At 73.1% G+C, this 26,937-nt stretch carries 23 protein-coding genes; 1 reads left to right on the top strand and 22 read right to left on the bottom strand.

Annotation, left to right across the window (positions count from 1 at the left end; genetic code table 11):
- Positions 1–3 precede the first annotated feature (3 nt).
- Genes FXF65_RS22175 through FXF65_RS22165 form a run of 3 tightly spaced genes read right to left on the bottom strand, consistent with a single transcriptional unit; the run spans position 4 to position 3,594 of the window.
- Positions 4–867, bottom strand: a complete 864-nt coding sequence (locus FXF65_RS22175) for an FAD binding domain-containing protein (protein ID WP_148351908.1) — start codon at positions 865–867, stop codon at positions 4–6.
- Positions 857–3,136 carry a xanthine dehydrogenase family protein molybdopterin-binding subunit gene (locus FXF65_RS22170; protein WP_187412449.1) on the bottom strand — a complete coding sequence of 760 codons (2,280 nt, stop codon included), beginning with the start codon at positions 3,134–3,136 and terminating at the stop codon, positions 857–859. The genes FXF65_RS22175 and FXF65_RS22170 overlap by 11 nt, the downstream gene beginning before the upstream one ends.
- A complete protein-coding gene (locus tag FXF65_RS22165; RefSeq protein WP_148351906.1) occupies positions 3,133–3,594 on the bottom strand; it encodes a (2Fe-2S)-binding protein in 462 nt (153 codons plus the stop codon). Before FXF65_RS22165 ends, FXF65_RS22170 begins: the two co-directional genes overlap by 4 nt.
- 138 nt (positions 3,595–3,732) lie before the next feature.
- Between FXF65_RS22165 and FXF65_RS22160 the strand changes: the two genes are divergently transcribed.
- Positions 3,733–5,058 carry an MmgE/PrpD family protein gene (locus tag FXF65_RS22160; RefSeq protein ID WP_148351905.1) on the top strand — a complete coding sequence of 442 codons (1,326 nt, stop codon included), beginning with the start codon at positions 3,733–3,735 and terminating at the stop codon, positions 5,056–5,058.
- A gap of 39 nt (positions 5,059–5,097) precedes the next feature.
- On the opposite strand, the gene FXF65_RS22155 is transcribed toward FXF65_RS22160, so the two are convergent.
- The 19 genes from FXF65_RS22155 to FXF65_RS22065 all read right to left on the bottom strand — a co-directional run bounded on the left by FXF65_RS22155 (position 5,098) and on the right by FXF65_RS22065 (position 26,934).
- Positions 5,098–6,126 (bottom strand): asparaginase, encoded by a 1,029-nt coding sequence (locus FXF65_RS22155; protein WP_187412448.1) that lies wholly within the window; start codon positions 6,124–6,126, stop codon positions 5,098–5,100.
- The gene (locus FXF65_RS22150; protein ID WP_148351903.1) at positions 6,123–7,277 is read right to left on the bottom strand and encodes an iron-containing alcohol dehydrogenase family protein; all 1,155 of its coding nucleotides are present in this window, start codon (positions 7,275–7,277) and stop codon (positions 6,123–6,125) included. Before FXF65_RS22150 ends, FXF65_RS22155 begins: the two co-directional genes overlap by 4 nt.
- A gap of 91 nt (positions 7,278–7,368) precedes the next feature.
- The gene (locus FXF65_RS22145) at positions 7,369–8,478 is read right to left on the bottom strand and encodes an MFS transporter (protein ID WP_187412447.1); all 1,110 of its coding nucleotides are present in this window, start codon (positions 8,476–8,478) and stop codon (positions 7,369–7,371) included.
- Positions 8,479–8,528: 50 nt separating this feature from the next.
- Positions 8,529–9,284 (bottom strand): ABC transporter permease, encoded by a 756-nt coding sequence (locus FXF65_RS22140; RefSeq protein ID WP_148351901.1) that lies wholly within the window; start codon positions 9,282–9,284, stop codon positions 8,529–8,531.
- A complete protein-coding gene (locus tag FXF65_RS22135; RefSeq protein ID WP_148351900.1) occupies positions 9,277–10,125 on the bottom strand; it encodes an ABC transporter ATP-binding protein in 849 nt (282 codons plus the stop codon). Before FXF65_RS22135 ends, FXF65_RS22140 begins: the two co-directional genes overlap by 8 nt.
- Positions 10,118–10,957: an ABC transporter permease gene (locus FXF65_RS22130; RefSeq protein WP_148351899.1), complete on the bottom strand. Its 840-nt coding sequence runs from the start codon at positions 10,955–10,957 to the stop codon at positions 10,118–10,120. Before FXF65_RS22130 ends, FXF65_RS22135 begins: the two co-directional genes overlap by 8 nt.
- The gene (locus tag FXF65_RS22125) at positions 10,954–11,937 is read right to left on the bottom strand and encodes an ABC transporter substrate-binding protein (RefSeq protein ID WP_187412446.1); all 984 of its coding nucleotides are present in this window, start codon (positions 11,935–11,937) and stop codon (positions 10,954–10,956) included. The genes FXF65_RS22130 and FXF65_RS22125 overlap by 4 nt, the downstream gene beginning before the upstream one ends.
- A 588-nt stretch (positions 11,938–12,525) precedes the next feature.
- On the bottom strand, positions 12,526–13,404 hold the full coding sequence (locus tag FXF65_RS22120) for an ABC transporter ATP-binding protein (RefSeq protein ID WP_148351897.1): 879 nt from the start codon (positions 13,402–13,404) through the stop codon (positions 12,526–12,528).
- A gap of 61 nt (positions 13,405–13,465) precedes the next feature.
- Positions 13,466–14,344 carry an ABC transporter permease gene (locus tag FXF65_RS22115; RefSeq protein ID WP_187412445.1) on the bottom strand — a complete coding sequence of 293 codons (879 nt, stop codon included), beginning with the start codon at positions 14,342–14,344 and terminating at the stop codon, positions 13,466–13,468.
- A 15-nt stretch (positions 14,345–14,359) separates the two neighbouring features.
- The gene (locus FXF65_RS22110; protein WP_148351895.1) at positions 14,360–15,613 is read right to left on the bottom strand and encodes an alpha/beta fold hydrolase; all 1,254 of its coding nucleotides are present in this window, start codon (positions 15,611–15,613) and stop codon (positions 14,360–14,362) included.
- Positions 15,610–15,996 (bottom strand): cupin domain-containing protein, encoded by a 387-nt coding sequence (locus FXF65_RS22105; protein WP_148351894.1) that lies wholly within the window; start codon positions 15,994–15,996, stop codon positions 15,610–15,612. The genes FXF65_RS22110 and FXF65_RS22105 overlap by 4 nt, the downstream gene beginning before the upstream one ends.
- Positions 15,993–17,399 carry an MmgE/PrpD family protein gene (locus tag FXF65_RS22100; RefSeq protein WP_187412444.1) on the bottom strand — a complete coding sequence of 469 codons (1,407 nt, stop codon included), beginning with the start codon at positions 17,397–17,399 and terminating at the stop codon, positions 15,993–15,995. The genes FXF65_RS22105 and FXF65_RS22100 overlap by 4 nt, the downstream gene beginning before the upstream one ends.
- Positions 17,400–17,518: 119 nt before the next feature.
- Positions 17,519–19,000, bottom strand: coding sequence for an aldehyde dehydrogenase family protein (locus tag FXF65_RS22095; protein ID WP_148351892.1), 1,482 nt, complete (start codon positions 18,998–19,000; stop codon positions 17,519–17,521).
- Positions 19,000–19,992, bottom strand: coding sequence for an NAD(P)-dependent oxidoreductase (locus FXF65_RS22090; protein WP_148351891.1), 993 nt, complete (start codon positions 19,990–19,992; stop codon positions 19,000–19,002). Before FXF65_RS22090 ends, FXF65_RS22095 begins: the two co-directional genes overlap by 1 nt.
- 12 nt (positions 19,993–20,004) lie before the next feature.
- On the bottom strand, positions 20,005–21,642 hold the full coding sequence (locus tag FXF65_RS22085; protein WP_148351890.1) for a thiamine pyrophosphate-binding protein: 1,638 nt from the start codon (positions 21,640–21,642) through the stop codon (positions 20,005–20,007).
- A 129-nt stretch (positions 21,643–21,771) separates the two neighbouring features.
- Positions 21,772–23,097, bottom strand: a complete 1,326-nt coding sequence (locus FXF65_RS22080; RefSeq protein WP_148351889.1) for an MFS transporter — start codon at positions 23,095–23,097, stop codon at positions 21,772–21,774.
- Positions 23,094–24,482: an MmgE/PrpD family protein gene (locus tag FXF65_RS22075; protein WP_148351888.1), complete on the bottom strand. Its 1,389-nt coding sequence runs from the start codon at positions 24,480–24,482 to the stop codon at positions 23,094–23,096. The genes FXF65_RS22080 and FXF65_RS22075 overlap by 4 nt, the downstream gene beginning before the upstream one ends.
- The gene (locus tag FXF65_RS22070) at positions 24,479–25,519 is read right to left on the bottom strand and encodes an LLM class flavin-dependent oxidoreductase (RefSeq protein WP_148351887.1); all 1,041 of its coding nucleotides are present in this window, start codon (positions 25,517–25,519) and stop codon (positions 24,479–24,481) included. Before FXF65_RS22070 ends, FXF65_RS22075 begins: the two co-directional genes overlap by 4 nt.
- A complete protein-coding gene (locus FXF65_RS22065) occupies positions 25,516–26,934 on the bottom strand; it encodes an MmgE/PrpD family protein (RefSeq protein ID WP_148351886.1) in 1,419 nt (472 codons plus the stop codon). Before FXF65_RS22065 ends, FXF65_RS22070 begins: the two co-directional genes overlap by 4 nt.
- Positions 26,935–26,937 lie beyond the last annotated feature (3 nt).

Raw genomic sequence — 26,937 nt, 5'->3', positions numbered from 1 at the left:
GCCTCAGCGGGGGGCGAGGTCGGTGAGTGCGGTCTGCGCGGCGCGGCGTACGAGTACGGCGACGAGTTGGCGGGCGTACGCCTCGTCGCCGCCGGGGGCGACGGTCATCGTCTCCCCTGCGGCGGCACCGGCCGCTTCCAGCATCTCGGGTCCGGCGTCGACGGGCACGCCGACCAGCGCGTCCGCCGCAGACGGCAGCGGAGCCGGGATCGGCGATGCCGCCCCCGCGACGACCCGCGCGGCCGTCACGACCCCGTCGGCCGCGCTGAGCCGGACGGTGACCGTGGCGGCCGGACGTTCGACGAGGATGAACCGCTTGTGGGCGAGGGCCGTCCCCGGATGCGGCACCGGCACGTCCACCGCCGTGACGACCTCGTCACCGGCGAGAACCGTCTGGAACGGCGCGGGCGTCAGGTCGGCGGCGTCGATGGTGCGGGTGGTCCCGGCGGCCGAGGCGCAGGAGACGGTGGCTCCGGCGGCGATGAGGAACGTGGCCAGATCCGAATGCGGACGGCCCGACGCGAGGTTTCCTCCCACCGTCCCGGTGCCGCGGATGCGCGGGTTGGCCAGCCGCCGTTCCAGTCCCGCGAGGGCGGGGAGCACGGCGGCGACCCGCGCCGAGCGTTCGATCCGGCGGTGCGTGGCCAGGGCGCCGACCCGCAGGACGCCGTCCCGGACGGCGAGGTCGTCCAGGCCCGGCGCGCCCTTGAGGTCGACCAGGTACCGAGGGGCGGCGAGCCCGAGCTTCATGGCCACCAGCAGTTCGGTGCCGCCCGCGTACGCGGCGGCCTCCCCGGCGTGCTCGGCCAGCAGCCCGCACGCCTCCGCCACCGTGGCGGGCCGCAGGATCGTGAAGTCAGGAAGCATGGATCCACCGCCATACCCGGTCCGGTGACATGGGCAGTTCGGGGACGCTCACCCCGGCGTCGGCCACGGCGGTGACCAGCGCGGCCGTCAGGCCGCCGAAGACGCCCTCGCCGCAGCCCTTGGCGCCGAACGGTCCCGGGCCGTCGCCGTTCTCCACGATCACGCAGGTCATGCTCTGGGGCATGTCGGCGATGGCCGGGACCCGGTAGTCCAGCAGGCCGGGGTTGCGCAGGACGCCGTCCGCGCCGAAGCGCATCTCCTCGAAGAGCGCGTTCCCGACCGCCTGCAGCGCGCACCCCTCGTCCTGGCGCTCGACCAGGGCGGGGTTGACGGCGCGGCCGACGTCGGCGACGGTGACCGCGTCGCGTATCTCGATCCGGCCCGTGTCCGGGTCGACCGCCACCTCGGCTCCGGCGACGCAGACCTCCCAGAAGAGCGCCGGTCCGGCGCCCCCGCCGAGTTCCTCCGCCGAGCCCTCCCCGGCAAGGCCGCCGGGATCGAGGTCGGCGAGATCCCAGGAGCGGTCGCCGCGGACCACCCGGCCCGCGCGCAGGGCCAGTTCAGAGGCCGGTACGTCCCATTGCGTCGCGGCTGCCGCCACGATCCGCTCCCGCAACTTCTCGGCGGCCCGCTGCACGGCCAGGCCCGCGACCGTGGTGGACCGGCTGGCGCCGGTCGACCGGTCGTAGGGGGTCGTGGACGTGTCCGTGGCGGGCACGTCCACCCGGTCCAGGGGGAGGCCGAGCACCTCGGCCGCGATCTGGGCGTGCACGGTGCGGGCGCCCTGGCCGAGTTCCTGCGACCCGACCAGCACCGTCGCCCCGCCGTCCGGCCGCAGCTCGACGCGGGCCCGCGACCGGGCGGAGACGCCGCCGGGCGACACCCCGACCGAGACGCCCCGGCCGCGCCACGCGGGCAGGTCCGCGCCCCAGCCGAGCCGGTCGGCCACGGCGTCGAGATCAGCGGCGAGGTCGGCGTCCAGCGGACGGCAGCCCGGGATCACGGTCTCGCCGCGGCGCAGCAGGTTCCGGCGGCGCAGCTCCAGGCGGTCGACGCCCAGCGCCGCCGCGACCTCGTCCACCTGGGACTCCCCGACCCATTGGAGGTGGGCGGCGCCGAAGCCGCGGTACGAGCCCGCGGGCGGCAGGTGCGTGTAGACGCAGGCGGCGTCCACCCGCACACGGTCCCACCGGTACGGCCCGGTGGCCGCCATGCCCGCCACCATCGTGACCGTGGGACCGTTGTCGGCGTAGGCGCCGGTGTCCATCCAGACGTCCGCGCTCCGGGACAGCAGGCGTCCGTCCCGGTCGGCGACCGTGCGCATCCGGCAGCGCATGCCGTGGCGGCGGGTGGTGACCATCGCGTCCTCGACGCTGTTGACCAGCCGTACCGGACGTCCGGCGACGCGGGCCACGGCGACCGCGACCGGCTCCATCTTCGCGTACGACTTGCTGCCGAACCCGCCGCCCAGGAAGGGCACCCTGATCCGCACCCGCTCCGGCGGAAGCCCGAAGACCTCGGCCAACTCCTCCCGCACCAGGAACGGATGCTGGCAGGACGACCACACGTCGATGCTCTCGGCGTCGGCGGACGCGACGACCGCGTGGGGCTCCATCGCGTACTGGTAGACGGCCGGGAAGGCGTACTCCTTCTCGATCACCACCGCGTCCGGCGGGTCGGCACCGGGTGCGCGCTCCAGGTCGATCCGGTAGTGGAAGAAGGCGTTGTCGTCGTCGAAGACGGCGCCGGGCGGGCAGGAGAAGCCGGGCCGGGCGGGGGTCTCGTGTACCCGCGCGGCACCGGGCGCGACCGCGTCGCGCACGTCGACCAGGGCGGGGAGCGGCTCGTACGCCGCCTCGATCGCGCGAACCCCGGCAGCGGCGGCGGCCTCGGTCTCCGCCGCCACGGCGGCGACGATCTCGCCCGCGAACCGGACGACGTCCCGGGCGAGGATGGGACGGTCCCGCACGTAGTGGCCCCAGGTGGCGTCGAAGCCGGTCAGGTCCGCCGAGGTCACGACGGCCGCGACGCCGGGGACGGCGCGCGCGGCGGCGGTGTCCAGCGCGGTGATCCTCGCGTGGGCGACCGGGCTGCGCAGCAGCTTGACCTGGAGCGCGCCGGGCACGTGCAGGTCCGCGCCGTACTCGGCGGCGCCGGTCAGCTTCGCGGCGAGGTCGGGACGGGTGGGCGACCGGCCCACCACCTCCAGGTCCGGCGCGGTCAGGTCCGGCGCGGTCAGGTCCGGCGCGGCCAGGTCCGGCGCGGTCACGACGCGACTCCGGCCGCTTCGCAGACGGCGTCGACGATCGCCCGGTAGCCGGTGCAGCGGCACAGGTTCCCCGCGAACTCCCGCTCGACGTCGGCCCTGCTCCGCAGGGCGCCGCGAGCCAGCAGCGGCTTGAGCGTCATGAGGAAGCCGGGCGCGCAGTACCCGCACTGGAACGCGTTGTGGCGCGCGAACGCCTCGGCCAGCGCCGCGAAGCCCTCCTCGGCGGCGAAGCCCTCGATGGTCTCCACCTCGCCGTCCCGCGCGTCGTGCGCGAGGAAGCAGCACGAGCTGACCGGCTCGCCGCCGACCAGGACCGTGCAGGCGCCGCAGACCTGCACGTCGCAGGAGCGCTTCGCGCCGGTCAGCCGCAGCCGGTCGCGCAGCACGTCGAGCAGCAGGGCGTTGTCGTCGATCGGCAGTTCGTGCTCGGTACCGTTGACCTTGAGCCGGACGTCCATGCGGACAGTGAAGTGGGCCGTCCGGGCTCCGACCAGCGCGTCCGTCCGCCCAGTGGAACGCGCCGCTGCTCCTTTCGCGTCCGCGTCCTGGACCCTCTGAGGTGGGAACTTTGACGTGCCGACCTTTGGAGAACTCCCGTGCCGACCAGCTCCATCGCCACCACCTTCGCCGCCTGGGCCCGCGACCTGCGCGCGGCCGACGTCCCCGCCGAGGTCCGTCAGCGGACCGCGCTGCGGGTGGCCGACGCGGTGGGGCTGATGGCGGCGGCTTGGTCCACGCCCGCCGGGGCCGCCGTCCGCGAGGTGGCGGCCGAACTCGGCGGTGACGGCTCCCGCCTGCTGCTCGACCCGGCGCCGCTGCACCCGGCCGCCGCCGCGCTCGTCCACGGCACGCTGGTGCACACGCTGGACTTCGACGACACGTTCCCGTCCTCGGTGATCCACCCGATGAGCGTCCTGCTGCCGACCGCGCTGGCCGTGGCGGACGGCTCCCGGCCCGGCGCCGACCTGATCACGGCCGTCGCGGCCGGGGACGAACTGCTGGCCCGCCTCGGCTCGGCGGCCGGACGGGGCTTCCACTCCCGCGGTTTCCAGGCGACCGGCGTCCTCGGCCCGCTCGCCGCGGCCCTCGTGGCGGGGGTGTCGCAGGGCCGGGAGCCGGCGGCGATCGCGAGCGCGATGGGCCTGTCCGGAAGCATGTCCGGCGGCCTGCTGGAGTTCCTCAGCGACGGCACCTGGTCCAAGCGGCTGCACCCGGGCTGGGCGGCGCACGGCGGCATCGTGGCGGACGGCCTCGCCGCGCGCGGCTTCCCCGGACCGGCGTCGGTGGTCGAAGGCCGGCACGGCGTGTTCGCGTCCTTCCTCGACGTGCCCGCCGACGAGGACGCGATCACCGAGGGGCTCGGCGACCGGTGGGCGTCCGCCGAGGCGGAGGTCAAGCTCTACCCGTGCGCGCACGTGCTGCACCCGTTCATCGAGATGGCGCTCGCGCTGCGGGAACGGGTGGACGCCGCCCGGGTGGAGCGGATCGTCTGCGAGGTCGCGCCCTGGTACGTGCCGATCGTCTGCGAGCCCGTCGCCGAGAAGACGGCGCCGGTCACCGAGTACCAGGCCCGCGCGAGCCTGCCGGCGGCGGTCGCGCTCGCGCTGGTCGACGGCCGGGTCGGCGTCGCCTCCTTCGAGCCGGACAGCGTCGGCAGGGACGCGGTGCGCGCCCTCGCCCGCCGCGTCGAGTACGTCGCCGACCCCGCGCTCGCGGAAGGGTTCGGCGCCCGGATGCACGTCGTGGCCGGTGGGGAGCGGTTCGACGGCGACCCGGCCGTCCAGGTGGACGAGGCGGCCGCGGTGCGCCGCAAGTTCGACGACAACACCGGCGGCGCAGACGCCCTCTGGACGGCGGCCCGCCACCTCGACGACCACACGGTGGACGACCTGTACGAGTCGGCGGCCGAACTGACGCGCTGAGCCATGTGCCCGGCCCCGCGGAGGGGCCGGGCGTTCGTGCTAGCGGTCGAAGAGGGGCTGGATCGTCGTCGCGTCGTTGGTGCGGGTCAGGGCCAGTGCCAGGAGCAGGCGCGCCTTCCACGGGTTGAGGTCCCCGGCCGTCAGCACGCCGTCCGCGAGCGCGGCCGGGCGCGGCGTCACCAGGCCCGAGGCGACGCGGGTCGCCTGGCACACCAGCACTCCCGCCTTGGCCGCCCGCTCCACCGCCTGCTCCTCGGCCGGTGTCGGATACCCGGCGCCCGTGCCCGCGCTGACGATCCCGGCCGCGCCCGCCGCGACGGCCGCGTCGATGAGCGCGCCGTCCGCCCCGAGGTAGGACACGACGATGTCCACCCGCGGCGGCGTGCCGACGGCGTCCGGGTCGAACGTCCCCCGGGCCGCCCACGGCTCGGCGGCGTGGTGGAAACGCACCGCGCCGTCCCCCTCGACGAACCCGAGCGGCCCCAGCTCGCCGCCGCGGAACGCCGACAGGCGGTTGGCCGACGACTTGGTGACCTCCCGCGCGGCGTGGACGGTGTCGTCCAGCAGCACGAGCACGCCCCGCCCGCGCGCCGCCGGATCGGCCGCGAGCCGGACCGCGTTGAGCAGGTTCAGAGGCCCGTCGGCGCTGAGCCCGGTGGCGGGACGCATCGCGCCGGTGACGACGACCGGTGTGCCGGGCGGGCAGACCAGGTCGAGCAGGAACGCGGTCTCCTCCAGCGTGTTCGTGCCGTGGGTGACCACGACGCCCGCCGTCGCCGGGTCGGCCGCGAGATTCCGCACGGCGCGTCCGACTTCGAGCGCGCCGTCCACGCCGAGCGCGTGGCTGGGCACGTTCGGCAGCTCGACCGTGCCGATGTCCGCCACCTCGGCCAGCTCCGGCAGCTCGGCCAGCAGCGCGCCGACGGCCCGCATCTCGGCCACCTCGGGGTAGCCGGTGAGGTCGAGCCGGTCCCGGCCGACCGAGGCGATGGTGCCGCCGGTGGAGACGACCGCGACCTTCGGCCGCGCCGGGCGGCCGGTCCGCCCGTCCGCCGCGGGAGGCGTCACCAACATGACTCCAGCAGTTCCTCGATCTCCTCGACCTTCATCTCCCGGGGCAGGTAGGCCATCATCGGCTCGTGCGAGGTCGCCTCGGCGATCGCCGGGAGGTCGGCCCGGTCGACGTTCACGTCGCGGAGCCGGGTGGGGATGGGCAGCGGGGCGAACATGGCGCGCAGCGCGGCGGTGACCGCTTCCGCGTCCCGGCCGTCCGCGCCGACCGCCTCCGCGACCCGTCCGACCGCGGACCCGGCGGCGGGCAGCAGCAGGGCGGCGGCCGGGGGCAGGAAGATCCGGTGGGCGACGCCGTGCTGGAGCGCGTACCGGCCGCCGACCGCGTGCCCGATCGCGTGCGTGAGCGACACCATCGCGTTGTCCGCCGCGATGCCGGAGAGCAGCGCGCCGACCTGGGCGTCGAGCCGGGCGCCGAGGTCGCCGGGCGCCTCGATCGAGCGGGGCAGGCCGGTGGAGAGCAGGTGCAGCGCCTGGAGGGCGTAGCCCTCGGCGATCGGCTGCCGGTCCCGGGAGTAGGTGGCCTCCACGGCCCGCGCCACCGCGGTGACCCCGCTCGACGCGGTGAGCGCCGCGCCGGTCGGCACCACCAGCTCCGGGTCGAGCACCGCCACGTCCGGGACGAGCAGCGGATCGCGGAAGAGCACCTTCTCGCCCAGCTCCTCGTCCCGCACCCCCGCCCAGGGCATGACCTCGCTGGACGAGCCGGTCGTCGTCGGCACGGCGATGTGCGGGCACGCCGTGCCGTCGAGCGCCCGTGCCGGACGGCCCTCGCGGCCGCGCCCCTTCGGCACCGTGAAGCCGTCCAGCGGACCGTCCACGGTGAGCATCAGGATCAGGTACTTGGCGGTGTCGATCGCCGCGCCGCCGCCGAGGCTCAGCACCGCCTCGGCGCCGGACGCCCGGATGGCGGCGGCGGCCGCGTCCAGATGGGACCGCCCGGCCTGCGGACGGATCTCGTCGAACACCCCGACGATCGCGTCGCCGAGCACCTCGCGCAGCGCCGCGAGCTGGGGGCCCTTCCCGACCGTGCGGCCGCAGACCACGTAGACCGAGCTCGCGTTCAGGTCGGCCAGCAACTCCGGCAGGCGACGGTGGGCACCGGCTCCGGCGACCACCCGGGTGCGGGGGTGCGTCTGCTCGAACATCTCTCCTCCTCGACAAGGACGGGACGGACAATAGGAAGCGTCAACCGGACTGCTGCGTCATCCGGACTGCTGCGTCATCCGGACTGCTGCGTCATCCGGACTGCGGGGGCGGGCGACTCAGCGCGGGCACCGCCGCGAACGCCCCGACCAGCGCCATCGCCGGGCCCAGCGCGAGCAGCGGCAGCAGCGCCGCGATGCCCAGCGGCGAGGCCAGCAGCGCGACCGCCCGGTAGGTGCCGACGTCGGCCACCACGCGCCCGCGCTCGGCGGGGGCGACGGCGTAGGCGGCCAGCGACGTGCTGAGCGTCTGCAGCGCGCCCCCGCCGATCCCGCCGCCGACCAGCAGCGCGACCACGACCGCGGGCTCGCGCGGCCAGATCCCGATTCCGGCGAGCGACGCGCCGGACGCCAGCGCGCCGAGCACGTACAGCGGGCCGAGCCGGGCCCGCGGCGTGACGCCGACCAGCATCGACCCGGCGATCATCGTGGCCGAGCCGAGCCCGACCAGCAGCCCGACCGCCGAGGCGGAGTGCCCGGCCGCCGCGAGCACCACGGGGATGTACGAGCCGAGCATGCCGCGCCAGGTGCCGGTCGAGACCGCGGCCAGCAGCGACGGGCGCAGCGTCCGGCGGAACACGATCCCGGCGAAGCCGGTGGCCTTCTCGGGCGGCGGCAGCGGCAGCCGCGTCAGGCGCAGGGTGAACAGCGCCGCGACCGCCGTGACGGCGACCCCGGCGGCCAGCGCGGCGGGGACCGAGCCGCCCGCCAGGCCGATCGTCGCGGGCCCGACCACCATCCCCGCGCCGCCCGCGAGGTCGACCCAGGCCAGCGCGCGCCGCGGCTCGGGCACGCTGCGCACGACATGGGCCTGCACGCCCACCCAGAAGCAGCCGCGGGCGACGCCCTGGGCGAGGTTGGCCGCCGCGAACGCCCACATCTCCGGCGCGGGCAGCACCACCGCGCTCGACAGGCACAGCAGCGCCGCCGACGCCAGGACCAGGCCGCGCTCGGTCAGCCGGTGCGCCCAGCGGGCGACGACCATCCGCACGCCGATCTGGCCGCCGGCCGAGACCGCGACCAGGACGCCGACCGCGGTCGCCCCGTGCCCGTGGTCCACCGCCAGCAACGGCAGCGCGACCGTGTTGACGCCGAGGCCGTGGCAGAACAGGAACGTGATCAGCGCGGTCGGCGGGGCTCTCACGGCGGGCCGCGCCGGGACCGCCGGGAAGGCCGCCCGCGCGCCGCGCTCACTCAGACCTGCGCATTGCGGTCCTCGGTCCGGGTGATGGCGAGGTTGAAGATCGCGACGAGCACCAGCGCGACGGTGATGTAGGCGTACAGCTCCGGCGTCTTGAACCCGCCGGACGCGGAGGCGATCTTGTAGCCGAGCCCCTCCGTCGAGCCGAGCAGCTCACCGGCGAGGACGCCGATGAGGCAGAGCGCGGCGCCCAGCCGGACCCCGGCCAGGATCAGCGGCCTCGCCGCGGGGATCAGCACCCGCGTGATCACGTGCCGCCGGCTCGCGCCGAGCGCCGCCGCCGCGGTGAGGTAGCGCGGCGGCACGGTGGAGATCGCGAGGACGGTGTTCGCCGCGATCGGGAAGAAGCCGTAGAAGCCCCCGAACGCGAGCTTGGACATCGGCCCGATCCCGAAGATCAGGATGCAGATCGGGTAGAAGAGGATGATCGGCACCGTCTGCGCCCAGGCCAGCAGCGGCGTGGCGACCCGCGCGGCCGGCGCCCACGCGCCGACCACCGCGCCGACCAGCAGCCCGGCAGCGGTGGCGACGCCGAACGCGCCCGCCAGCTCAAGGACGGTGACCTTCAGGCTGGACCAGAAGTCGGGGTCGCGCAGCAGGTCCGGGAACTCCTCCAGGACCCGCTCCGGCTGCGGCAGCAGAATCGGGGACACCCGTCCGATGCGCGTCTGGTAGATCCAGACCGCCAGGACCACCGCGGCCAGGCCGAGCTGGATCGCGACGACGGTCAGCCGTTCCCGCCTAGCCACGGCGCCCGCCGCCCTTGCCGGACGCCTGCCCTGGATTCATCTCGGCGAGCGTCGCCGCCCGCACCTCTTCGTGCAGCAGGTCGAACAGGCCGTTGCGCAGGTCGTTGAACGCGGCCGAGGTGGAGAACCCGTCCCCGCGCGGCCGCGGCTCGTCCACCGGCAGGATCTCCTTGATCCGGCCGGGCCTGGCCGACATCACCACGACCCGGTCGGAGAGGTAGGCCGCCTCGCTCAGGCTGTGCGTGACGAACACGATGGTCTTGCCAGTCTTCTCCAGGATCCGCGCGAGCTCCTCGCCGAGGACCGTGCGGGTCTGCTCGTCCAGGGCGCCGAACGGCTCGTCCATCAGCAGGATGTCGGGGTCCAGGGACAGCGCGCGGGCGATCGCCACGCGCTGCTGCATGCCGCCGGACAGCTCGCTCGGGTAGGCGTTCGCGAACGCGCCGAGCCCCACCAGGTCGAGGTTGCGCTCGGCCCGCTCCCGCCGCTCCCGCTTGCCGGTGCCGCGGAACTCCAGCCCGACCTCGACGTTGGAGATGATCGTGCGCCAGGGGAAGAGCGTGTAGTCCTGGAAGACGAAGCCCACCTTCCGGGGGGTCGGCCCGGTGACCCGCTCGCCCTCCAGCGTGACCTCCCCGGACGTCTGCTTGCGCAGCCCGCCGAGGATGTAGAGCAGCGTGGACTTGCCGCAGCCGCTCGGCCCGATGAGGCTCAGGAACTCGCCCCGGCGGACGTCGAGGCTCACGTCGTCGAGCGCCACGACGGTGTCCCCGCGCCGCGTCCGGTAGGACATCGTCACGTTGGTCGCGGCCATCGCCGCGGCGGTGGTCGTTTCAGCCATGGTTACCTTTCCATCGGCTCAGCCGCTTCTCCTGCCACCGCCACAGCGAGCCCAGCAGGACGGCGAACAGCGCCAGACCGAAGACCAGGGCGAACACCCGGTCGGGGCGGAAGTTCGAGCTGTAGAGGTCGATGTAGTGGCCGATGCCCCGCTGGGACGCGAACAGCTCCATGATCAGGACGCCGAGCAGCGCGTGCTTCATGCCGTACCAGAGCGCCGCCATGACGGCGGGCAGCGAGCCCGGCATGACGACGCCGCGCAGCGTCTGGAGCCGCGAGGCCCCCATCGACCGCGCGGCCACCAGCAGCCGCTGGTCGACCATCCGCACGCCGGCGGTGACCGTCACCGCGACCGGGAAGAACCCGGACACGGCGCCGTAGGAGATCTTCGACGTCGCGCCGAACCCGGCGATCAGGATGAAGATCGGAATGAAGATCATCTTGGGGGTGGAGAACAGCCCGAGGACGAGCGGGTGGAACGTCCGGTAGGCGATCTTCGACAGGCCCATCGCCGCCCCGGCGAGCACCCCGGCCGCCGCGGCGATCGCGAACGCCACCAGGAACATGCCGATCGCGCTCGCGAACGCGGACCGCACCCCGGCGTCGCCCGCGAGGCCCACCATCTCCCGCACGACCTCGGTCGGCGTCGCGGCGAACGTCCGGCTGATGACCCCGGCGCGCACGGTCAGCTCCCAGCCGACCAGCCAGACCGCGAGGACCCCGGCGATGCCCAGCACGGTGCCGGACGGCCGCCACCGGGCCCGGGGGCCGCCCGCGCCGCGGCGGTCGGCCGCGGCGCCGGCGGTCGGGCGCACCGTTTCGCCGGTGCTCATCCGGCCTTCGCCACGGGCACGAACCGGCCGTCCCAGAACTCGTCGGTGGCGGGCTCGTCGTCCACCACCCCCTGGGCGACGAGCGAGGCGGCGAGCCCCTTGAGGTTGGCCTCGGGGATCGAGCCGTCACCGGAGAGGTTGCCGATGTCGTGGTCGTAGGTCTTGCCCGCCACGGTCTCGGAGACCTCGAACTTCTTGACCATGTACGCGACCGTCTCGGCGCGGTGCGCCTTCATGTAGTTGACGGTCTCGTACCAGCCCTCGAGGTACGCCCGCACCGACGCCTCGCGCTTCTTGACGGCGTCGTTGGTGGCGATGATGTTCTCGAACACGCTGTCCTTGACCACGTCGCCGAAGTCCATGAGGACGCGGCCCTTGCCCTGCTCCTCCAGCGCGAACCCGGCCTCCGCGGACCAGACGAAGGCGTCGATGGAGCCGGACTCCAGCGCGGCGAGCTGCTCGTTCAGGCCGCCGGTGTTGGCCCGCTTGACGTCGCGCTCCGACCAGCCCTGGCTCACCGCGATCATCTTGGCGAGGTAGTCGGTGAGCGAGCCCGCGGCGGAGACGCCGACCGTCTTGCCCTTGAGCCCCTTGACGTCGGTGATCGGCGAGTCCTTCGCCACGACCACCTGCATCATCTTGAAGTCCTTGCCGATCAGGCCGACGACCTTGGACGGGACGCCGCTGAGAATGGCGTCGGCGCCGGAGGAGCCCGTGGTCAGCCCGACCTGCACCTGGCCCGCGGCCATCGCCTGCGATACCTGGCCGCCGCCCTGCACGTAGACGTTCTCCACGTTGAGGCCGCGCTTCTTCCACACGCCGAGGTCGACGCCGTACTCGGCGGGCAGGAACTCGAACGTCTGCCGGGTGCCGACGCCCACCTTGATGGTGCCGGGTCCGCCGTCGCCCCCGCCGGAGTCCGACCCGTCGCCACCGCAGGCGGACGCCGTGAGCGCCAAGACAGCCGCTACGCCCGCCATCAGAATCCTACGTCTGGTTTTCACTGCTGGCCCTCTTTCACGCTCAAAAAACCGCATTCGAATCCGCCGCTTAATGGGGGGAATGCGATGGACGACAGCGTTCTATGACTCCGTTGTCCTTGGGCTGCGATTGGTGATGAAGCCAACACCTGGACCCCGAGGGCGGGCAAGAGCGCCATACCACTCAGTGGAAGGCGGCGGGGCGCCCCCGCGCCGCACGGCCCCGCGTGCGCGATCCGCCGCGCCGCCCATCAGGCGATATCCGATCGCGGCCCCTCCCGAGCCGTCACGGTCGGCGGCGAATCACTCACTCCCCGCACATGCTCCCGCGCGCGGCGAGCCGAGAATGAGCGATCGAGGCATTAAAAAGAGGAGACCGGAGATCGAATTACGGCACCGGAGGCAGTGCTTTCTACTCCGGTGCCGCCGATACGCAAGAGCAACGTAAGGAGACCGCGCGCATCTCTGAGCATAAGCCAGCAGGGGACGTGCTATATCCGTCCCGGCAAAACGCGAATATCCGCGCCGCACACGCGAAGGGACCGGGTGGGCCGTGACGGCTCACCCGGTCCCTCCTCGCCGTGCCCGTCAGTGCTGGGCCACACCCCGGTCGCGCATCGCGGCCAGGCGGCCCTCTTCCTCGATCATCGTCCAGACCTGGTCCAGATAGGCCACGAACTCCGGGTCGCGCTTGATCTGGAGCGGCCGGGGACGCGGCAGGTCGATCTTGATGACCTCGCGGATCCGGCCCGGCCGGGCGGTCATCACGACCACCTTGTCCGCCAGGTAGATCGCCTCGTCGATCTGGTGGGTGATGAACAGGGCGGTCTTGTTGCTGGCCCCCCAGATCTTCACCAGCTCGCCCTGCATGATCTCGCGGGTCTGGGCGTCGAGCGCGGCGAAGGGCTCGTCCAGCAGCAGCATCTGCGGGTCGCACGCCAGCGCGCGCGCCAGGTTGACGCGCTGCTGCATGCCGCCGGACAGCTCGCTCGGGTAGGCGTGCTCGAACCCCTTCAGGCCCACGAGCTCGATCAGGCTCTCCACCGTCCGGGCGGTGTCGTCCTTGGCCTTGCCGCGGCCGCGTCCCTGCATCTCCAACCCGTAGCGGACGTTGCCCACGACGGTGCGCCACGGCAGGAGCGACGCCGCCTGGAACACCACGCTGCGGGACTTGCCGGGCTTGGTGACCTTCTTGCCGTCCAGCTCGACCGTCCCGGACGAGATGGGCACGAGGCCGTCGATGGCCTTCAACAGGGTCGTCTTGCCGCAACCGCTCGTGCCGACCACGCACACGAACTCGCCGGCCTCGATCTCGAGGCTGACGTCCTTCAGCGCGGCCTTGACGCCCGAGCGCGCGGTCTCGTACTCGACGCTGACGCCCTTGATCGAGACGTGCGCCCCGGTCGAGGAAGCCTGCCCGTCCGTGTCGGACGGCCCGCGTCGGCTGTTCTTCGTTGGAATTCCCATTGCTGGGTTGCCCCCTTTCGGGACTGGATGGCGCGGCTTCACCGCCCGCGGCGAGCTGGGGTTACGGCTTCCGCCAGGACTCGAAGCGCTGCTCCAGCCTGGCCAGCAGCCAGGTGAAGAGCAGGCCGAAGGAAGCGATGATCACGACGCCGACGAACACCAGGTCGGTCTGGAACGTGTTGCCCGCCACCGCGATGATGTGGCCGATGCCCTGGTTGGAGGCGAACATCTCGCCGACGACGACGCCGACGAGCGAGTGGCCGAGGCCGAACCGCAGGCCGCTGAGGATGAAGGGCACCGAGCCGGGCAGCGCGATGGTCCGGAAGATCTGGAAGTCGCTGGCCTTGAACGACCTCGCCATCGTGAGCAGCTGCTGGTCGAGCGCCTTCATGCCGGCGATCGTGTTGATCAGGATCGCGATGACCGCGCCGAGGAACACGATCGTGATCTTGAGCGGGACGCCGATGCCGATCCAGATGATGAGCAGCGGCAGCAGCGCGATGCGCGGGATCGAGTTCATGAACGTCACGAACGGGCTGAACACCGCTTCGACCGGGCGGTACCAGCCGATCAGGATGCCCAGCGGGATCCCGACCACGACGGCCAGGCCGAAGCCGATCAGGAACTCCTGCGCGCTGATCCACAGGTTCGGCCAGAGCTCGCCGCGGTCCACCAGGTCGCGGAACGCCTCGACGGCGCGGCTCGGCGAACTGGTGAAGAGCGGGTTGACCGCCTCGGTGGACGCGGCGATCTGCCACGCGCCGAGAAAGACGACCACCGACAGCGTGCTGACCAGCGGCCAGATCATCTTCTTCAGCTTGCGGTTGCGGCTGCGCCGCTTCGCCGCCGCCGCGTCCGCCGCGCGCCGGGAGCGGGGCGGGCCCGCCTCCGCCGCGCTCACACTCGACGCGTCGTCGACGGACTGGACATTGGACGCCATGGTTCCGCCTTCCATTCAGGTCTTGATCAGGGTTCGTCCATGGACGAACTCGACGCTGCGGGCGAACAGGGCCGCGGCGTCGTTGTCCACCGGGACGACGTGATAGCTGTCGGAGAATTCGAGGCGTTCCCTGCTCCCGCCGGGCAGCGCGCCGTAGAGCCGCCGGCTCTGCTCGGACGGGACGACATGGTCGTGCTTGCTGCTGACCACCAGGACGGGCACCGCCGTCGCGCCGGCCGCGTCCCGCGCGGCGGCGCCGAGGCGGCGCAGCGCGGCGGCGGACCTGAGCCCGACCCGCGCGTACCCGACGTCCACCGCGCCGCGCTTCTTGACGTCGTTGGCGGTGGCCTTCACCGAACGACGGATCAGGCGCAGGATCCCGGAGGTGCCGGGCAGGCCGTCGAGGACGGCGTTGACCATGACGACGCCCGCGACGTCCGAGCGGCGCCGCTGCGCCAGGCGCAGCGCGAGGGTCGCGCCGAGGGACAGTCCCATGACGAAGACCTGCTCGTGGTCCTCGCGCAGCGCCGTCAGCGCCTGCTCGGCCGCGGCCAGCCAGTCGTCCTCGCCGGTGCGGTCGAGATCCTGCCAGCGCGTCCCGTGGCCGGGCAGGCGGGGGATCGACACCGCCATGCCCGCGTCCGCGAGCGCCTCGCCCCAGGGGCGCAGGCTGTTCGGCGAACCGCCGAAGCCGTGCAGCAGCAGCACGCCGGGGACGGGCGGGGCGTCGCCGCCGCCGGAGGCGGTGGCGGGAGCGGTGGAGTTCCCTTCGGCCGCCGCCGGGGCGGGCTTCGGCGCCGAGCCGAGCAGCGCGTCCCCGCTGGCGCAGCGCAGCGAGAGCGCCTCGACGAACTCGCCGGTCATCCGCTTGACGACGGCCGTCGCGGCGCCCTCGATGACGGAGGCCAGCTTGCCGCTGAGCTCCACCTCGCCGGTCGCCGTCACCTCGGACGAGGCGCCGCCGTCCACGGGCGTGATCTGGAAGGTGGCGTTGGCCTGGAACTTCGTCCCGCCCTGCCCGTCCCGGCCGCGCGCGTGGACCGTCCCGCTGCGCGTCCCGGGGTCGAGGTCGAGCTTGACCCGGCCCTTGAAGCTGATGCGCAGGGCGCTGAACTTGACGGTCATCATGCCGTCGAAGGAGCCGTCCTCGTGGCTGTCGCCCAGCGAGGCGCCCGCGACGCACTCCACCACCGCGTTCGGGTCGGAGAGGACCTCGTAGACCCGTTCGGGCGCGGCGGCGACCGTGAACTTCTCGTTGATGTCGATCATGACTTCGGGCCAATCGCTGATTCGTTCTTGGGCGCCTTCGACGGCGGCATGGGCGCGTTGATGGCCAGGTGGACCGTGTTGGCGTCCGTCTCGTTCCAGTTGCGGTGGGGCATCTCCGCCGGGAAGACGATGAGGTTGCCCGGCCCCACGTCGTGCCGCTGCCCGTCCACCTCGATCGCCATCACGCCGTCCAGGACGTAGAAGAGCTGCTCCCACCTGTGCGTGTGCAGGCCCCGGGGCGACCCGCCGCCGGGCGGCGTCACGATGAGGCGGACCTCGGACTGCGCGCCCCCGGAGTCGGCTCCGATCAGTACCGTCGAGAAGCGCTGACCTTCGGCCAGTTCGGGGATCTCGGCCGGACGGACGTACTGGAAGGCCGTCATGAGGCCACCTCCTTGTCGGCGCCGAAGTCGGCGGTCGCTGCCATGGGTTCGCAGATGTCGGGGGCGTCCGCGACGGCCCACCAGGCGGCGCGGATCGCCTCGCGGCGTTCGTCGCTGAGGACGCCCGCGCTGGTCGCGTCGAGCTTGGCGTCGATCTCGGCGCGGCTCATCGGGTTCAGCGAGTGGCCGCGGTGGTAGCCGACCTCCTCGATGAACGTCGCGCCGTCGACGGCGGTCACGATCAGCCGCATCCGCGGCTCGCCGGCGATGCCCTTTCCCGGCGGGCGGAAGCCGGCCGTGAACGCCTTGTCCTCGGTCACCGAGACCTTGTTCATGATCGGCCGCAGCGCCGGGTCCGCGATCCGCTCGGGGGTGAAGGTGGCGCGCACGTCGATGCCGCCGTCGACGAGCGCCGCCGCGAGCAGGTACGGCATGGAGTGGTCGGCGGTCTCGCGGGTGGTCGGGTCCCATTTGGACGGGTGCATGGCGATCTCGTGGTAGGCCTGCCAGTACGCCTCGATGCGGATGGACTCGATCTGGTCCACGCTCCGCCACTCCCGCACCCGTGGCATGAGCCCGAGCAGGGCCTGCCCGTGGGTCTCCGCGGGGAACTGCTTGAGGTGCGAGATCTCGACGACCAGCCGTCCGTCGTCGTTCGCGGGCAGCTTGGCCTCGAAGGGCCCGACGGTCTGGTCGAAGACGCCGGTCTTGCCCTCGAACGGCTCGGCGGGGCCCGTCATGCCGAGCCGCGCCAGCCGCACCGCGAAGATCGCGCTGTGCATCGCGGACGCGGTGGCCGACCCCTTCCACATCGACAGCAGGCCGGTGCGGTTCACGCGCAGCGGGACGTGCGGGACGATCGCGAGCGACACCGCGTTGGCCAACTGGTCCGCGTCCAGGCCGAGCATCCGGCCGATGCCGAGCGCGGCCGCGACCCCCATGAAGGTGCCCTGGTCGAAGCCCTTGGCGCGGGTCGGCGCCGCGTTGCCCAGCGCGCCGAGCACCTCGTAGGCGAGCGTGATCCCGAGCAGGACGTCGCGGCCGCTGGCGTGCACGGCCTCACCGGCGGCGATCACCGCGGCGATCATGTCGCTGGGGTGGCCGCCGCCCTGGGCGAGCATGCCGTCGTTCCAGTCGAACGTCCGCACCATGGTCGTGTTGGCGAACGCGGCCAGCTCCGGCGTCGTGCGCAGCCGGGCGCCGAAGACCGTGGCGGGGGCGTCGCAGGTGACGCCGCGCGCCGCCGCCACGGCGATCTGTCCGGGTTCGGATTCGTAGCCCACGATCGCGCACGCCACCGAGTCGACGACACGGTCGACGGCGGCGCGTACGACGGAGTCGGTCAGCCAGCTCTCGTCGAAACGGAGACTGAAGTCGACCAACTGGGCGGTCGTCGTGTCCAAAACTGCCACTCCTATTTACATGCCATTTGCATACGAGACGGTCTAACACGCCGGATGGGGTTCTGGGAAGAGATCAGAGTTCTCTCAACGGACTCGATGTCGGGCTCTCGCGGACTCGGTCAGTCCGCGACTATCACCGTCTTGAGCTGGGTGTAGTGCTCCAGGGCGGCGAGCCCCTTCTCCCGTCCGAGACCGCTCTGCTTGTATCCGCCGAACGGCGTCTCGACCCCGCCCATCGGATAGCGGTTGATCTGGATCTGCCCGGCCTCCAGCCGCCGCGCCAGCCGGTGCGCCGTCGCGACGTCGCGGGTGAACACCCCGGCGGCGAGCCCGTAGCTGGAGTCGTTGGCGATCGCCACCGCCTCGTCCACGTCGTCGTACGGGATCACCGTCTGGACGGGGCCGAAGATCTCCTCCCGGGCGACGCGCATGTCGTTGCGCACGTCGACCAGCACGGCGGGGCTGAGGAAGTAGCCGTCGAGTCCCTCGATCCGGGATCCGCCGACGGCCAGCCGCGCGCCCTCGGCGACGCCGGCCGCCACCGCCTCCCGGACCTTCCGCAACTGCTGCTCGGACGCGACGGGGCCGAGGTCCAGGTCTTCGATGCCCGGCCCGACCGACAGCCGCCCGATCGCCGCGGCCACCCGCTGCCCGTACTCCTCCGCGATCGAGCGGTGCACGATCAGGCGGGTGGTGGCGAAGCAGGACTGCCCGGCGTTGCGGACGACCGCGATCGCGCCGGCGGTCACGGCCGCCTCCAGATCGGCGTCGGGCAGGACGATCGTCGGCGACTTGCCGCCGAGTTCGAGGTTGCAGCCCACGATCCGCTCGGCCGCGCCGTGCAGGATCGCCCTGCCCGTGGCGACGGACCCGGTGAAGCCGATGTGCTGGACCAGCGGATGCGCGATCAGCGCGGCGCCGGTCGTCGCGCCATACCCGGCGACGACATTGCATACACCGGCGGGCAGGCCCGCCTCGACGAACAGCCGCGCCGCGGCCAGGCTCGACAGCGGGGTGACCTCGGAGGGCTTGACCACCACCGTGTTCCCGGCGGCCAGGCACGGCGCGACGCCGCGGCACATCTGGCTCAGCGGGGAGTTCCACGGGGTCACGTGGGCGACCACGCCGTAGGGCTCGCGGAGCGTGTACGTCCAGTAGGAGCCCTCGCCCGGGATCGTCTCGCCGTAGATCTTGTCCGCGTGACCGGCGTAGAAGGCGAAGTAGCGGGCCGCCGTCTCGACGTCGGACCGGGCCTGGCGCAGCGGCTTGCCGGTGTCGTAGGTCTCCAGCCGGGCGAGGCCGTCGGCGTGCCGCCGGATCCCGTCCGCCACCGCGAGGAGGATCTCCGCGCGCCGCACTCCCCCGAGGTCGCGCCAGACGTCCCGGTACGCGCGGTGCGCGGAGGCGACGGCGCGGTCGACGTCCTCGTCCGTCGCCTCGGCCACGGACGCGAGCGGCAGGCGGGTCGCCGGGTCCTCGACGACGATCTCGCCGCCGCCGGTAGCGGCCCAGGCCCCGTCGACGACGGCGCCGAGCGGCTCGTCGGCGCCGCCGAACAGGTCGGCGAAGTCCCGCACCGTGCTGACGGTCGCGCTGGACATCAGGTCCCCTTCCGTCCGGGCCACGAGACGACGTCGGCGGGCGACACGTCACCGCCGTCGAGGACTGCGCGGGCGTTCTCGTAGGCGCGGCGGATGACGCGCGGGAAGTTGTTCGCGACGGCGCCGCCGACGTGCGGGGTGAGGACGACGCGCTCCAGGTCCAGCAGCGGCGAGTCCGCGGGCAGCGGCTCCCGCGCCGTGACGTCCAGCCCGGCGCCGAGCACGCGGCCCTCGCCGATCGCGGCGGCGAGCGCCTGCTCGTCCACCAGCGAGCCCCGGGCGGTGTTCACCAGGATCAGGCCGGGCTTGGCGGCCTTCAGGAAGGTCTCGTCGACGATCCCGTCGGTGCTCGGCGTGCTCGGCAGGTGCAGCGAGATCACGTCCGCGCGGCGGAGCAGTTCGTCGCGGTCGACGTACCGGATGCCGAGTTCGCGCTCCCGCTCCGCCGGGATGCGGCGCAGGTCGTGGTAGACGATGTCGACGCCGAATCCGGCGAAGCGGCGGGCGGTCGCCTGGCCGATCGCGCCGAGGCCGAGCAGACCGACCGTCTTGCCCAGCAGCTGGAACGACTCGGCGCGCAGGTCCTCCTTGGCGACGACGCCGCGGCGGGCGGCGTCCATCGCCTTCGGGAACGCGCGGCCGACGGCGAGCGCCAGCAGCACCGCGATCTCGGCGACGGCGTCGGCGTTGATGCCCGCCGCCTTGAAGGTCGCGATGCCGGCGGCGTCCGCGGCGGCGACGTCGATCTTGTCGGTGCCGACGCCGAGCTTCTGGATCAGCCTGGCGTCCCGGGCGGCCGCGATCGTGTCCGCGTCGACCGAGCCCCACATGGTGAGCAGCACGGTCGCGCCCACGGCGGCCGCGCGCTTGGCCTCGGCGCTGTTGTCCGGGACGCACACGACGTCGAAGTCGGCGCCGAAGACGTCCGCGAGCACGGCGCGGGAGGTCTCGGGCATCGCGTCCAACAGGGCCACGACAGGACGTTCACTCATGATCAACCCGCCTCAGCCTCGGAGGAGTTCGAAAAGGACACGGGACGGCTCGGGATCGACGTAGGCCCCGACGAGCACCGGCCGGTCGCCGGACAGGCCCTTCGCGACCGCCGCCGCGACCTCGTCGGCGGACTGGGCGTCGACGCCCTCGACGCCGAGCGCGTCGCCGAGCTTCGCGCACGAGACGGGCGGCAGCGTCACCCCGACGGTGGCGAGGTCGCGGCGCTCCTGCTTGACCGAGATCTGGGTGAGCGAGCGGTCCATGATCGCCAGGTAGACGGCGCCGGGACCGGCCTCGGCGCTGACGGCGATCTCCGGCGCGCGCATCAGCAGCGAGCCGTCGCCGAGGAAGCCGAGGATCGGACGGTCCACCGCCCGGCGCAGCGCCACCGTCGTCGGGATCGTGTAGCCCATCGTGGACAGCGCGTTGGAGGCGAAGTAGGCGTCCGGCTCACTCGGCTCGGAGAGCATCGCGACCAGCGGCTTGCCGAAGCCCGCGTCCGCGACCAGGTATCCGTCCGTCGGCCATGCCGACAGCGCGGCCTCCACGGCGTGGGCGACCGAGAAGACGTCCGTCTCGGGCAGCAGCTTGGCCCGCAGCCCGGCGCGGTACTCCGCCACCGCCGCGTCCGTCCACGTGGAGGCGGCCCGGTCCTTGGAGGCGGTCAGGGCGGCGAGCACCGCCTCGGGGTCGCCGACGAACGTCTGCTCGAACGGGTTCATCCACTCGGTGAACTTGTCGTCGATGAGCGCGACGGCGGGGGCGCTGAAGTTCCAGCCCTTGTTGTAGAAGTCGAAGGACTCGGGGTCGACCATCAGGATCAGGTCGGCCTGCCCGACGAGGTCCTTCTCCAGCGTGCCGTTCAGGAACGTGCCCGCGAAATAGGCGCAGCCGCCGTCGAGCAGGCCCTTCTGCCTGGACGAGGTGAGCACCGGCACGCGGTACGCCTCGGCGAAGGCGGCAAGTGTCTCCGGGCTGAGGCGGCGCCTGCGGCCTCCAACGACCAGGACCGGGTGTTCGGCGCGGGCCAGCCGGTCGGCCAGACCGGCGACGGCGGCCGGGGACGCGGGGGCCTGCTCGGGCTCGCCCGTCCAGCGCGCCCGCAACCGGGGACCCGCGTCGGCGGCGCTCCTCGGCTCGGCGGCGCTCCTCGGCTCGGCGACGGCGACGCCGTCCGGCAGCTCGAGGTAGACCGGGCCGGGGCGTCCGGACATCGCCTCGTCGACCGCCCGGCCGAGCACGGCCGGAACGTTCATCCCGGACGTGACCTTCGCCCGCCACTTCGTCATCGGCGCGACCATCTGGGCGATGTCGAACCCTTGCCGGACGACGAAGGGAAGCGAGTCGGCCGGGTGCTGGCCGGAGACCAAGATGAGCGGGACCTCGTCCAGGTAGGTGTTCAACAGGCCGTTGACCCCGTTGCTCACGCCGGGCGCCAGCGACAGGACCGCGACGCCGGGCAGGCCGGAGACCTGCGCCTCGGTCGCCGCCATGATCACTGCGGCGGACTCGTTGAACGCGGCGCGGTAGTCGAGACCGGCCTTGGCGAACGAGTCGAGCAGGGCCATGTGGTCCTCGCCCGGAAGACCGTATACACGTCGGATCCCCAGCTCATAAAGACCCTGCGCCACTTGGTCGGCGATGATCAAGGCACGTCCCCTCAAGATTGCATGCCGATTACATACAAGATGTACCGTAGCTCACCGCCAGCGGTCAGGCAATGGCCGATTCAAGGTCGATTCCGAGGTCGTTTCGCGGTGGCCGGGCAGGTCGCGCGGCTAGTCGGCGGCGGCCGGGCCCGCGTCGGCGAGCCCCTGCTCCGGGGCGGACCCGGCGGCGGGCCCGCGGGCCGCCGCGTCCGTCCGCGCCTCGGCCGCGATGGCGTCCTCGTAGCGCCGGACGATCCCCGGCCGCAGCCGCATCAGAAGGAGGCCGCCAACCGCTGCCACCAGGGCGGAGAGGCCGCCCGCGAGCACCGACCAGCGGGCCCCGAACTGGGTGCCGAGCCACCCGACGAGCGGGGCGCCGAGCGGTGTCCCGCCTTGCAGGACGAGGACGTACAGCGACACCACGCGGCCCCGGAAACGCGCCGGCGTGGTCATCTGCACCGAGACGTTGGTGATGTTGATGAACGTGATCGCGAAGAATCCGATCGGGACCGTGGCGGCTGCATACAACCCGTACACCGGAAGCTGCGAGCCGACGGTCATCGCGACGCCGAGACCGAGTGACGCCAGGCTGACCAGCGCGATGCGCGGCCGTGTCCGCCGGGCGTTGGTGAAGGCGGCGATCAGGCAGCCGACCGCCATGCAGGTGCCCAGCAGACCATAGGCGCGCGGCCCCCGGTGGAACGCGCCGCTCGCCATCAGCGCGCCGGTGACCTGCCAGTTGAAGGCGATCGTGCAGACGAGCCCCGCGCTCGCGAAGATCATCAGCAGGTCGGGGCGGCCGCGCACGTAGCGCAGGCCCTCCCGGATCTGGCCCTTGCCGCGCGGCAGGCGGCCGCTCGTGTACATGTCCGACTGCCGCATCCGGGCGAGGCCGGTCAGCACCGCGACGAAGCTGCCGGCATTGATCAGGAAGCCCGGCCCGGTGCCCCACGCCGCGATGATCAGCCCGGCGACGCCGGGGCCGACGAGCCGGGCGATGTTCATCGACGCGCTGTTGAGGCTCACCGCGCTCGGCACGTCCGAGCGCGGCACGACCTCCGAGACGAACGCCTGCCGGAACGGCGTGTCCAGCGCCGTCCCGCAGCCGAGCAGGAACGCGCACGCGAACACGTGCCACAACTGCGCGGTGTGCGTGACGACGAGCAGCCCCAGCGTCAGCGCGGACACCGCCATCAGCGACTGGGCGCCGATCAGGACGTTGCGCTTGTTCAGCCGGTCGGCCAGCAGGCCCGCGTGCGTGGAGAACACCAGCAGCGGGGCGAACTGGAGCCCCGTGGTGATCCCGGTCGCGAGACCCGAGTGGTGCGTCAGCTCCGTGAGGACGAGCCAGTCCTGCGAGGTGCGCTGAATCCAGGTGCCGATGTTCGACAGGACCGTCCCGGACACCCAGAGCCGGTAGTTGCGGGAGTTCAGTGCGCGCAGGCTCGAACTCATCCCGCGGTCGTCCCGGCCAGCAGTCCGGTCAGCTCGCGGAGGTCCGGCAGGGCGGGCAGGCGCTCGACGAGCGCGGCCGACCGGGCGGTCGCGTCCTCGCCGAGGACGGGGACGGCGCAGTCGCGGTACTTCACCAGCAGCTCGTCCCACGGCAGCGGCGCGCCGCCGCGCGGGTCGCCGCGGGTGAACCGCACCGAGCGCGCGTGGACGGCGCCGGACCGCTCCGTGATCACGACCTCGACGCGGTCGTCCCCGTCCGGGCGGTTCACCGGACGGACCCGCCCGATCAGGCCGGCGATCCGCCGGTCGCGCACGCCCTCGTCGGTGAACGCGGCCATCGGCAGGGCGCGGTGCAGCACCGCCGCCGCGACCACGTACTGCATGCTGAACTTCGCCTCCAGCCCCGACGCGGGACGGGGGAAGGTCATCGGCCCGACGCGGCCCGCGCCGTCGACCTGGCCCGCGGGCATGCGGACCCGCACCTCGGCGATGTCGTCCGCGCGGAGGTCCAGGTTGCGGACCAGGTCCAGGACGGCGTCCGCGGTGCGGTGGCCGCGGTTGCAGCACGGGTACTTCTTGATCGCGATGCCGGGGACGAGGATCTCCCACGGCCCGTCCGGGCCGAGGGCCGCGTCCGGCTCGCCGCCGTCCGGGCAGTACACGCGGGTGAACGAGCCCGGCCCGTCCAGGACCGTCTCGGTCGCGGTCACCCCGCGCCGCGCCAGCAGCGCGGCGGCGACGCCGTCGCGGGCCGCGAACCCGGCGTGCAGGGGCTTGGTCATCGTCCCGAAGTTGCTCCGCAGCCCGCCCGCGGACGAGGCCGCGATGCCGAGCGCGTGCGCGGTCTGCCCGGCGGTCAGCCCGAACGCCCGCGCGGCCGCCGCCACCGCGCCCAGCACGCCGAGCGTGCTGGTGCTGTGGAAGCCCTGCCGGGCGTGGGAGGCGTCGAAGCCGCGGCCGACCCGGCCCGCCACCTCGACCCCGACGACGTACGCGTCCAGCAGGCCCGCGCCGTCCAGTCCGGCCTGCTCGGCGGCGGCGAGCGCGGCGGGCAGGACGCAGGCCGACGGATGTCCGCGCACGTGGCTGTGCACGTCGTCGTAGTCGATCGCGTGCGCCGACACGGCGTTGACGAGCGCCGCGTCGACGGGACCCGCCCACCGGCCCAGCCCGACGAGCGCGGCCCCGCCCGCCGACGGCGGGTGGGCGAGCACGTCTAGGGCCGCGGCGACGACGGGCTCCGCCGAACCGGCGAGCGTGACGCCGAACGTGTCGAGGACGTGGCGTCTCGCCGCTTCCAGCGCGGCCGGGGGAACCGCCGACCGCGGGGTGTCCGCGATGAGCGACGCGACTCCCGCGGTGATCGACCCGGTCGGGCCGCTCACCGGACGTGAGGCAGAACGGCCTCGCCCAGCAGCGTGACGCTGTCCGGCACGCCCTTCAGCCCGCGGTCGTGGCTCGCCATGCTGACCTGCGTGACGCCGAGCTTCTCCAGCTCGCGCAGCCGCCGCACGATCTGCTCCGGCGTGCCGATGACGCCGAACCGCCGCTCGAAGTAGTCCGTCAGCCCGAGCTCGTCCATCAGGGGGCCGTTCTGGACGGACGTCCCCTTCTCCGAGTAGTCGAAGCGCCGCGCGTACTCGCGCAGCCGGTCGTGCAGTTCGGGCGGCGCGTGCTTGCCCTCGAAACCGGCGCGGAAGACGTGGTTGCCCACCGACGCGAGGCTCTCGCGGGCGCGGTGCATCGCGTCGTCGCGGGTCAGGGCGACGCCGCTGCGGGTGTCCCACCAGATGTCCAGGTCGGCGATGGTGCGTCCGGCCGACTCGGCACCGCTCGCGATCTTCGCCAGCGCGTCGTCGACGACCTCCTGGGTCAGCCCGGCGCCGACGAACACGCCGTCCGCGATCCGCCCGGCCAGGCGCAGCATCCGCGGGCCTTCGGCGACGAGGTACAGCGGCACCTTCCGCTCGTGCTTCCCGGCCCACGGCAGGCGGACCGCACGGTCGCCGAAGGTCGCGTAGCCGGTGTTCAGCAGATCCTTGAGCGCCTGGAAGTACGCGCCGATCTGGTCGACGGTCGCCGGTCGCAGACCGGCGTTGTGGACCGCTCCATCGCCGCGCGCCAGCAGGCAGAACATCCGCCCGCCGCTGACCGCGTCGAGGCTGGCGAGCGTGTTGGCCATGACGCCGACGTCGCGCGTCACCGGGTTCGTGACGCCGGGGCCGAGCATCGCGCGCGAGCTGTGCTGCGCGGCCACGCCCAGCGCGGTGAAGCACTCCAGGTTGTTGAGCTGGGTGTCGCCCACGGAGATCCGGTGGAAGCCGTACTCGTCCGCGCGGCGGATCCGCTCGGCGAACGCGCCGACTCCCGCCGCACCGCCGTCGAAGGCGGGCGCGGCAGAGATCCGAACAGTCACCTTCATGCCGCCGCACCTTTCTGGGAGACGCCCTCCAGACCCTCGGAAGGTCGGCCATCGAACTTCGCGAGCATGCCTATCGGGCCGGCGGCGTCGGCGGCGGACTCCAGGCGCCACCACGCCTCGCGGATCGCGTCGCGCTGGGCCGCGCTCGCCACGCCCCGGCAGGCCAGCTCGAACTTGCGGTCCAGGTCGGCCCGCGTCATCGGATCTCGGAAATGGCCCTTGTGGAAGCGGAGGTCCTCGACGCGCTCGCGCCCGTCCGCCAGCCGGAAGACGGCCTTGACCGGGTGGGCGCGCGTGACGCCGTCGAACTCGGCGCGGATCTTGGTGAACTCCTCGTTCGGGCGCACCTTGATCCTTTCCATGACCGCGCGCAGCGCCGGGTCGCGGAGCCGCTCCGGACGGTACGAGTCGAGCGTGACCTCGCCGTCGGCCAGCGCCACCGCGAGCAGGTACGGCAGGCTGTGGTCGGCGGTCTCGCGGTTCCGCGGGTCGTACTTGGCCGGGTCGGCGACGTGCCGCACCGCCCGCTCGCTCATCTCCACGTCGATCGAGACGATCTCGCCGCCGGCCGCCCACGCCCGGATCTCCGGGACCTTGTCGAGCAGGCCGAGCACCTGGCTCTCGGCGGGCACCGGCTTCTGGTGCGACATCTCGATGACGCTGGGCCCGCCGGGCATGACGGGCAGCCGCGGGGTGAACTCGCCGACGATGTGCGCCAGCCCGTAGAAGCCGTCGATCGGCTCGGGCGCGGAGGTGAACCCGTCCCGGGCCAGCAGCGCGCAGAACACGCCGTTGCGGACCGACATCGCCGTCGAGGCGCCCTTCATCATGCTCAGCGCGCCCCAGCGGTGCACCGACAGCGGCATCGCGGTCGTGTAGGCGAGCGACGCCGCCTCGCCGAGCCGCTGCCGGTCCAGGCCGAGCAGGCGGCCGGCGGCGAGCGCGACGGCGCCGCCCATGAACAGGCCCTGGTCCCACGGGCCGCGTTCGACCACGACGCCGAGGCCGCCGAGCAGCTCGTACGCCAGCGCGGTCGCGACGAGCAGGTCCCGACCGGAGGCGTGCACCGTCTCCGCGACCGCCCACAGGCCGGGGATCATGTCGCTGGGGTGCCCGCCGCCGCGCGCCTGCATCCCGTCGTTCCAGTCGTAGGTGCGGACCATGAGGGAGTTGGCGAAGGCGGCCCAGTCGGGCGAGGCGGTGCGGTCGGCGCCGACCACGGTCGCGCCGGTGGTCGTCCGGTAGGCGGTGGCGAGCCTCGTCGCGATCCTGGACGACTCGGCCGTGGTGCCCGCGATCGCCACGGCGACCGTGTCGACCATGTGGTTCAGCGCCGCCTCCATCACCGGCGGAGTGAGGTCGTCCAGGGAGTAGGACAGCGCGTATTCGACGATGCTCTCGGTGGTGCGGTCCAACGC

Source organism: Actinomadura syzygii, from assembly GCF_008085905.1.
GTDB lineage: Bacteria > Actinomycetota > Actinomycetes > Streptosporangiales > Streptosporangiaceae > Spirillospora > Spirillospora syzygii.
Note: the sequence above shows the minus strand (reverse complement) of the source record. Positions and strands in the feature narration are given on the sequence as shown.